General features: G+C 43.7%; 8 protein-coding genes. 6 read left to right on the forward strand and 2 right to left on the reverse strand.

Annotation, left to right across the window (positions count from 1 at the left end; genetic code table 11):
* Positions 1–203: 203 nt before the first annotated feature.
* Both EWV84_RS19730 and prfB read left to right on the forward strand, forming a co-directional pair.
* Complete coding sequence (locus EWV84_RS19730; RefSeq protein ID WP_287079543.1) at positions 204–1,316, forward strand: DUF3747 domain-containing protein; 1,113 nt, start codon at positions 204–206, stop codon at positions 1,314–1,316.
* Positions 1,317–1,574: 258 nt separating this feature from the next.
* A protein-coding gene (prfB, locus tag EWV84_RS19735) for a peptide chain release factor 2 (RefSeq protein ID WP_287079545.1) occupies positions 1,575–2,682 on the forward strand; the annotation gives its coding sequence in 2 pieces (ribosomal slippage) (positions 1,575–1,646 and positions 1,648–2,682; 1,107 coding nt in all).
* Between the two features lie 194 nt (positions 2,683–2,876).
* On the opposite strand, the gene EWV84_RS19740 is transcribed toward prfB, so the two are convergent.
* Positions 2,877–4,295, reverse strand: a complete 1,419-nt coding sequence (locus EWV84_RS19740) for an ATP-binding protein (protein WP_287079547.1) — start codon at positions 4,293–4,295, stop codon at positions 2,877–2,879.
* Positions 4,296–4,444: 149 nt separating this feature from the next.
* Here EWV84_RS19740 and EWV84_RS19745 point away from each other — a divergent pair, with 149 nt between their 5' ends.
* A complete protein-coding gene (locus tag EWV84_RS19745) occupies positions 4,445–4,696 on the forward strand; it encodes a DUF8653 family protein (RefSeq protein ID WP_286823576.1) in 252 nt (83 codons plus the stop codon).
* Between the two features lie 112 nt (positions 4,697–4,808).
* On the opposite strand, the gene hemH is transcribed toward EWV84_RS19745, so the two are convergent.
* Positions 4,809–5,972: a ferrochelatase gene (gene hemH, locus EWV84_RS19750; RefSeq protein ID WP_287079548.1), complete on the reverse strand. Its 1,164-nt coding sequence runs from the start codon at positions 5,970–5,972 to the stop codon at positions 4,809–4,811.
* 119 nt (positions 5,973–6,091) lie between these two features.
* Between hemH and EWV84_RS19755 the strand changes: the two genes are divergently transcribed.
* From EWV84_RS19755 to EWV84_RS19765, 3 genes are all read left to right on the forward strand, one after another.
* Entirely contained in the window at positions 6,092–6,715 is a 624-nt protein-coding gene (locus tag EWV84_RS19755; protein WP_287079551.1) for a class I SAM-dependent methyltransferase, read from the forward strand.
* 116 nt (positions 6,716–6,831) lie between these two features.
* On the forward strand, positions 6,832–7,386 hold the full coding sequence (locus EWV84_RS19760) for a YqeG family HAD IIIA-type phosphatase (RefSeq protein WP_286823573.1): 555 nt from the start codon (positions 6,832–6,834) through the stop codon (positions 7,384–7,386).
* A gap of 582 nt (positions 7,387–7,968) precedes the next feature.
* Positions 7,969–8,280: a hypothetical protein gene (locus EWV84_RS19765; protein ID WP_287079553.1), complete on the forward strand. Its 312-nt coding sequence runs from the start codon at positions 7,969–7,971 to the stop codon at positions 8,278–8,280.
* Positions 8,281–8,368 lie beyond the last annotated feature (88 nt).

Raw genomic sequence — 8,368 nt, forward strand, 5'->3', positions numbered from 1 at the left:
TTTTGCTGTGGGGGAAGTGACGAAACACGACTTGCGACGGGTTCCCCCTGCTGGTGGCGATAGAGAATGCGAGATTTGACAACTTGCGATCGAACTCGATAAAATTCCTGAGGGGTATCTTCCAAGAAAACAAAATTCTCTCGCTTACGTCCAGATCGATAAAATAAATGCAAGTACAATCTCTATAACAACGCTCCCTATTTATGAATCTAAAATCATCCTTAAAATTTACCCTACTGTTTTCGCTTCTGGGGGGTTGTCTCCTGACGACACCGAGTCAAGCAACTCTCTTTGAACAACAAGAAGTTAATCAAGAGGATTTTATCGCTATTGCCCGACCCTACGGTAACGGTAAATACGATTTACTGATTTTGCAACAAATCCCGGGTAAACGCCAATGTTGGGCGGTAAATGGCACAGAACCGACCATTGTTCAGCCTCTCTTGCTCGATTTCGATTTTACTGGCAGTTGTGAACGGGCCACCGACAGTAACGGTTATTCCCTTCGCATTCAGGGCAAAGATTACGGTTTAGAATACCTGCTGCGTATCGTACAACGCAACGGGGAATTAGTCCTTGTGGGAACCCCCCGCAATCCCAGGCAATCGGAGGTAATTATTGGACGGACAAAAGGTTTAGGGACCGGTTTAATGCAAATTTATCTCATCGATGGCTGGCGCTTTACTAAACGTAGTCTAGCCGGTCAAAATCTCAGTCATATCTATCTAACTGCCGATAGTCCCAGTTTCAATCCTCCCCCGGAATTACTCGCGGGTAATAGTTATTCTCTCCCCAGAGAATCCGTCAAAGCAGAAACACCTGTTAATCCTTCTGCCAATCCCGAAGTGCGAGAATATACCTTTACCGCTGCAGAAACAGCAGTAGAGAGCAATCCTCAGCCAGTGGTCAGTAATCCAGTGCCAGAGCCAAATTTTACCCCACCGTCCCCAGTTAACCCTAATTTACCCCCCCTGACTCCTCCCAATTCCCAGAATAATAATGCAATTGTACCACCACCGCCACCGCGCAACCTAGGCAATCCCAGAAGTTTATCAGACGTGATCACTTTTAATCGGGCTGCCGCTAATCCCAGTAGTGGTAATATGAGCAATAGTAGTCGCCAAGGTTTTAAAGTAGTAATCGAAGCTAAAACCGAGAGCGATCGCACTAGGGTTCGTTCTCTCTATCCCGACGCTTTTCCCACCTCCTACAAAGGTCGTCGCGTCTGGCAAATAGGCGCGTTTAGTAGTCGCAATAAGGCTGAAAACGCTTTACAAACTCTTGCCCCCCTGCGCGGATCGATCGTACCATTTTAGCGAACGCTGGAACTGCGGAACGGGGAACAGAGAGTGGATAGGGGAAATGGGGGAGTGGGGAAATGGGGAGATAGGGGAATTTCAACTAATACCCCAAAACCCTAAAACCTCAACTCTCAACTCCGGCCTCCTGACTTGAAAGAGGGTGTAGGGTGTGGGGTGTAGGGAAGGAAACCTCTTTCATCTGTGGGGGTGAAAATTTTTTCATCGGGACTGACTCCTAGAGTAACTGATAACTAATAACTAATAACTGAAAACATGGAAATATCGGAACTAAAAAAAGGTATCGAGATAGTAGGATCGCGCCTGGGGAAAACCCAGGACTATCTTTGACTTACCCACTTTAAGGGCCAAAATTAAAGACTTAGAACAGGTGGCGGCCGTCCCCACTTTTTGGGATAATCCCGATACTGCTCAAAAAACCCTGCAAGAACTAAATGAATGTAAATCTTCTTTAGAAACCTATCAAAGTTGGTGTGGACAATTAGAAGATACCAAGGCAATTATCGAGTTATTAGAATTAGAATCCGATCGAACTTTACTAGAAGAAGCAACGGACAATTTAACTCATTTACAGCATGACCTCGATCGCTGGGAATTGCAACAGCTTTTAAATGGTCCCTATGACGCGAAAGGAGCGGTTTTAACGATTAATGCGGGGGCCGGGGGAACCGATGCCCAGGATTGGACAGAAATGCTCCTGAGAATGTATTCTCGCTGGGCCGAGAAACAGGGATATAAAGTCACTTTAGCGGAAATATCAGAAGGAGATGAAGCGGGAATTAAATCGGTGACAATTGAGATTGCCGGAACTTATGCTTACGGTTATCTGAAAGGAGAAAAAGGCACCCATCGGTTAGTAAGAATTTCCCCTTTTAATGCTAATGGTAAACGTCAAACCAGTTTCGCCGGGGTGGAAGTGATGCCAATTTTGGGCGATGATGCGGTGAGGGTAGAAATTCCCGATAAAGATTTAGAAATTACCACCACTAGATCGGGGGGAAAAGGTGGACAAAATGTTAATAAAGTGGAAACTGCCGTGCGGGTAGTTCATCTTCCCACAGGCATCGCTGTGCGTTGTACCCAAGAGCGATCGCAATTACAAAATAAAGAAAAAGCCCTAGCTTTATTAAAAGCGAAATTGTTAATTATTGCTCGGGAACAACAGGCTCAAGCGATCGCAGAAATTCGCGGCGATATGGTGGAGGCCGCTTGGGGCAATCAAATCCGTAACTATGTTTTTCATCCCTATCAATTGGTTAAGGATCTCCGCAGTAATGTGGAAACCACCGATGTTACCGGGGTAATGAATGGGGATTTAGATAGCTTTATTGAAGCCTATTTGCATTGGGGAGGGGAAGTGTGAAGAAATGTATCACTGTTGTCGCCAACAAGTCCCACTCCTGTGTGGAAATGATGATAAAATCTCCTCTTTGAAAAATGTCGATTTGCGTTAAAACACTTTTTTGCTTGCTGTATAAGGGTTTCGCCGATTTGACATCCCTAAAATGGATTTGCGTTAAAGCACTTTTTAGCCTTTCGACTTCGCTCAAAGCTAGTCTAGGCCCAAAAGGGTAGATAACGAGCATAACGAGTTGATTTAGATTCAGATTCGTCGGATTTAATCAGTCCCGCTTCTTTAGTTGCACCGATTAGTAGAGACACAGTGGCAGCTCTTGACTCGTCTAAATGAAATCGCTCTCTTAAGCTCTGGTTAGACATCCGTTGATTATTGATATATAGGAGACAACAGTGCTGATAACAAGCGCGAATACGGTCAGATTGACTCATTTTGCCAAAATCCTGATGAGCGAATAGGATAGAAGTTGTTCGGACCTCACCTACTCTAAAATCTGGTGCAGGAAGTTGAAATTTCTCGGCAGCGGAAATAACTTTATCAATACCACTGCCCTTTTCTTCACAAACGCCAAAACGACGCATTATGTCAGCTAATTGCTCATTACGGGAGCGATATTCGTCTATAAAGCGTTCTACTTTGATAAAAGGAATACCAGGGTTAGAGATTTCTACTCGATCATCATACATTTCAATCATCACCGAAGCACCTGTAGTGAGAAAGTCCTGATGAATCAAAGCATTGGCGATGAGTTCTCGCAAAGCTTGTTTAGGAAACATTTTCACTTCTTCCCTAAGAACTTCTTCGATGATGCGATTTTGAGGGGCTAAATCGTGGACAAAATTAACTAAACCCTCAAAACCCACAGCATATCCCTTAATTCCTGTCTGTTCCAGCCGAGTTTTAATTTTACCTGTTCCCTCGTAGATAATCACTCGTGCTGCTTTACGGGCTAAGGTAGGGGAAAAGCGATCAAGTTGTTTGGCCAGAAGGATGGCAGATAAATTAGGAATTGTCCAACCTTTTGATGTTTGGTCAAGGAGTTGATCGCTTTGTAGCCTTTCTAGAACAGCATCACGATGGCTAGGATAAGGAAGCTTGAGCAATTTAAAGTAGGTTTGGGTGTCGAGTAGGTCAATAACCTCATCTGGACTAGCATGAGAGCGAGCGGATTGACAAAACCAATCTTGTTGATCTTCAGCAAAAATGCGCTTAAGCAGATCAGGTGTCATGGGTACTAAGTCTTCCCCTGCTCGCATTAGATAAGCGCCTTCAAAGGCGATAGGTTGTCCTGTGGGACGGGTTGGCACTTCAAAAACCAAGACACGACCATCAGGGTGGGCCAATTCGGTGATTTCCACACGCAAGCCAAGTTTTTGAACGATTAGCGATTTAATGCTGTTAATTTCTTCTGGTGTAGGAAAGGCTTGTGAACCAACAATTTTACGGGGACGTTTATCGGTAACACCTAAGATAAAATGGCCACCTCTTTCATTAGCAAGGGCGACGCAATATTTTAACAGTTTGTTTGTATCAAATTGATTTTTAGCCTCTTTAAATTCTAGTCGCTCATTTTCCACTGGAGCATTTAACCAACCTTGTAGGGTCTCTAGGTTTATCATGCAGTAATCTCCTTATGGGTGGGAATTTACGTTGGGGGGGAACAGTGCAGGTTATACTGATTCCTAAGATGAGAGCAGCTCTATTTTCTCGCAAATTCTGTTCTTATTGGCTTGTCAAGCTATTTATCCTCTACTAAGAAGAAAAATCAATGGTTATTATCGAGATTACCAATGTGGAAGAAATATTGAGCGCAAAAATTGGCTCTTTTGCCGCTAAAATTGTCCAAGCCCTAGCAGATGATGAGGCGAAAGTGGAAGAGGTTCTCATCAAGGAATTACTGGCTAATTTTCAGGAAAGGGGCATTAAAGCTAATCTGTTTAGCGTCACCGGGTTAGATATGCTGGGCAATGGCAAGCTAGAAGTTAACGTTAATGTTCGTTCTGCTAATATGATGTCCTAAGAGAAAATAAAATCGCCAATGGTTGGGTTAAATATACTTAAACCCAACCTTGTCTTGGTGGTTACACAGGGTGAGAAATTACCGTCAAAGGCAATTGCAGCGAAGATCGGGGTTATAATAAACCAACAAAATGTAACGGTCCTTGACCAGTAATTAATTCGATAATAATTGCCAGAAAACCGATCATCGCTAATCGACCATTCCACACCTCGGCTGCCGTTGTCATCCCCCATTCCCAACGCTCCTGGGGATACATTTTCATATTCGCTTTCGGACGGGTAATTTGCTCGAAAGTGGTGGGTTTCTCGTCTAGGGATTTTACCACTAACTGGGAGAGAGATTCGATAAACATTGGGTGAGTGTTAAGAGCCGGTACTCGCTGAAAATGTTCAATTCCCGCTTCTTCCGCCACTTCTCGGTACTCTATATCGATTTCTTGCAGAGTTTCGATATGTTCCGAGACAAAGCTAATCGGCACGACCAATAAATTCTTAATTCCCTGCTCTCCCAACCCTTTTAAAGCATCTTCAGTGTAGGGTTTTAGCCATTCCACCGGACCGACGCGACTTTGATAGGCTAAAGTGTACTGATTGGGTCGGTTTAGCGTACGCATGATCGCCCTAGTGCATTCTTCAATTTGCCTTTGATAGGGATCTCCCGCTTCCTCCACATAACTTTGGGGGACACCATGGGCGCTAAAAAAGATATGTACTTGGTCAGGATTAGGACACTGCTCTAATTCTCGCGCGATCAGATCGGCCATAGCACTCAGATAAGTGGGATGATCGTACCAAGAGGGGATGAGAGTATATTCCGTCAAACGCAGATAGGGGTCTTGCTGCCACATTTCCTCCAGCACACGAAAACTGGAACCACTGGTACTGATGGAAAATTGGGGATAAAGGGGCAGAATAACTAATTTTTTGATATGATCCCGTTTAATCCGCTCGATCGCTTCTTCGGTGAAGGGATTCCAGTAACGCATCCCGATATAAACGCTCACCTCGCGGCCCATTTCCTTGAGACGTTGTTGCAGTGCCGTGGCCTGTGCTTCCGTAATCTTGAGTAAAGGAGAGCCACCACCAATCTGACGGTAATTTTCCTGGGATTTACTCGCTCTTAGCGTCGATATTAACCAAGCTAACGGTTTTTGTAATCCTTTGATCGGTAAACGGATGATCTCTGGGTCAGAAAAAAGGTTAAATAGAAAAGGACGCACATCCTCTAACCGCTCCGGCCCACCCAAATTTAATAATAGAACCCCAACGCGACCCATAGTGTTAACAGATAATTTTTAAATTTTCAGATTCTTTACCAAGTTTAACAATATATCGGTGGAACCGTTAAAACAAATTACAGACAATATAGAACTTAATCAAATCTTGGAGGTTGATCTTGGCGACAATTTTACGTCCCCTCAGTTATCAATATCAATGGCTTTACGATGGTATCTCCCGTCTGGCTGCCCTAGCAGTGGGTGGGGAGTCCCGTTTTCGGCAATTAGCCCTAGAAGGTTTAAAAATCGCTAAAAATGACCCTATCCTCGATCTCTGTTGTGGTGCGGGTCAAACCACCCGTTATTTAGTACCCCTATCCGATCGCTGTACCGGTTTAGATGTCTCTCCTGTGGCCCTGGAGCGAGCTAGTTTAGCGGTGCCGCAAGCGCATTATGTGGAGGGATTAGCCGAAAAAATGCCCTTTAATGCCGGAGAATTCGCCCTTGTTCATACTAGCGCCGCTCTCCACGAAATGGAACCAGAGCAGTTAGAGGAAATTCTCAAAGAAGTGTATCGAGTTCTCAGACCGGGGGGAATTTTTGCCCTCGTGGATTTTCATCGACCCACTAACCCGCTTTTTTGGCCTTCTTTGGCCCTATTTTTGCAATTATTTGAAACCCATACCGCTTGGCAGTTTATCGATACCGATCTCATCCGATCTTTACAGGCGCTCGGTTTTCGTGATTGTCAACAAAAATTATACGCTGGTGGCAGTTTACAGGTGATTCAAGCGGCCAAGTGAAAGGATTGGTCGGGCCAGATTTTCAGAGGCAGTCAGTCATTTATACTAAATAAGTCCATGGTTTTTTGAGCAAGCTGAGTTCGATCGACTCAGTGCGAGTTATTTTTGAGAAGTTAATGACTAGAGCAAAAATTCTACAACCTGATTTAATTTTAGGGGATACGATTCTCGGTCTCAGTCTGGAGATTTTGAGTCAGCATCAAATTAAAGGATTGATTCTCGATGTGGACGATACCCTTGTTCCCCTCCAGGAAACGACGGTTTCTGACGATTTACAGCGTTGGGTCGATTCCTTGCGTCTTTATCTACCGATTTGGTTGGTAAGTAATAATCTTAGCGAAAATCGGATCGGTGCGATCGCTGATAATTTACAACTTCCCTACCTTCTCGGTGCGGTGAAACCCTCTCGACGCAAACTCCGGCAAGCGATGGCAGCCATGAGTCTCCCCCCCCAACAAATTGCTATGGTTGGCGATCGCTTGTTTACCGATGTTTTAGCGGGAAATCGTCTGGGAATGTTTACCATTCTGGTGAAACCAATGGTAAATCCCTTGACGGGGGAGCAAGCTTATCCAATCCACGATTTTGAGGTATGGCTATCACAAATTCTCGGCGTTTCCCTCCATCCGCAGCATTACTTAATAAAACCTGACCAATCGTCACAGAAGTAAATATTAAAAAATAATTAAGTATAGAGGAAAGGAGGGAAAAGTAGGAAATACTATAGATAATTTCAAAGGAGGTCAGCCGAGATAAAGACCTTAAATATATGAAAGTCAGTAGATGGACAGTGCCAGTTTTTGCGGATATACGCCAAAGACTGGCACTAATGTTTTAACGAAAACTTCCTGCTAAGTAGGGTTTGCTGAATAAATCTAAAAACCTTGTTGTATAAGACTTTTAGGCTTTTTTTCCCTCAAAAAGTGCCAACCATTGGAGTGATCGGGGGCAAAATTCAGGTACTTTTTCCCTGAAAATTAGGTAATTGACCCCCTCAAAATCGGTAAAACCCTACACCCCACACCCCACACCCCACACCCTGTCCCCACGAAAAACTTGTTCAGCAAACCCTAAGTAAATGGGTGGAATTAAACATAAGATGAACGTAGGTTGGGTTGAAGTATGAAACCCAACGTCTGCATGGGTTACTACCCGTCCTACAAATAATTGTGCCTCCCTACTTATAATTTAGCCAAATTGTGAGATACTACGAAAGGATTTCTTAGTTAATTCTCCCTGGCTTCACTCTATATATGAATCGAGATTCTTCCCTGCTATCATCCTCCTCGGTTGCGGAATTCAAGCGCAATTCCTTTGATTTGGAGTCACACCTACAAAACTTTTTACAATTAGACCAAGAAATTTTACAAGCAAAATTAGCGATAGCAAAAGATTCCTTAGCGGCCTTAGCTCATCAAGACTTTTCTTGGACAAATCCAGATTATTTCTATCAGGAAAAAGTCAAAGAAAACTATTTATTTGAATTATCTGCTTGGCATTTATCCAGTCAAGAATATATCGGGGAAACCCTGAGATTAATGGCTCTTCGTTACCCTTTATGCTAAATCAACAGACAAGATGCCAAGACAACATACTTCTAACCCAAAAATTCCGAAAGTTTCTAAAGCCATAGGCTCTCCGTTTTATTAGTTT

The organism is Microcystis sp. M_QC_C_20170808_M3Col, from assembly GCF_007095505.1.
Classification (GTDB): Bacteria; Cyanobacteriota; Cyanobacteriia; order Cyanobacteriales; family Microcystaceae; genus Microcystis.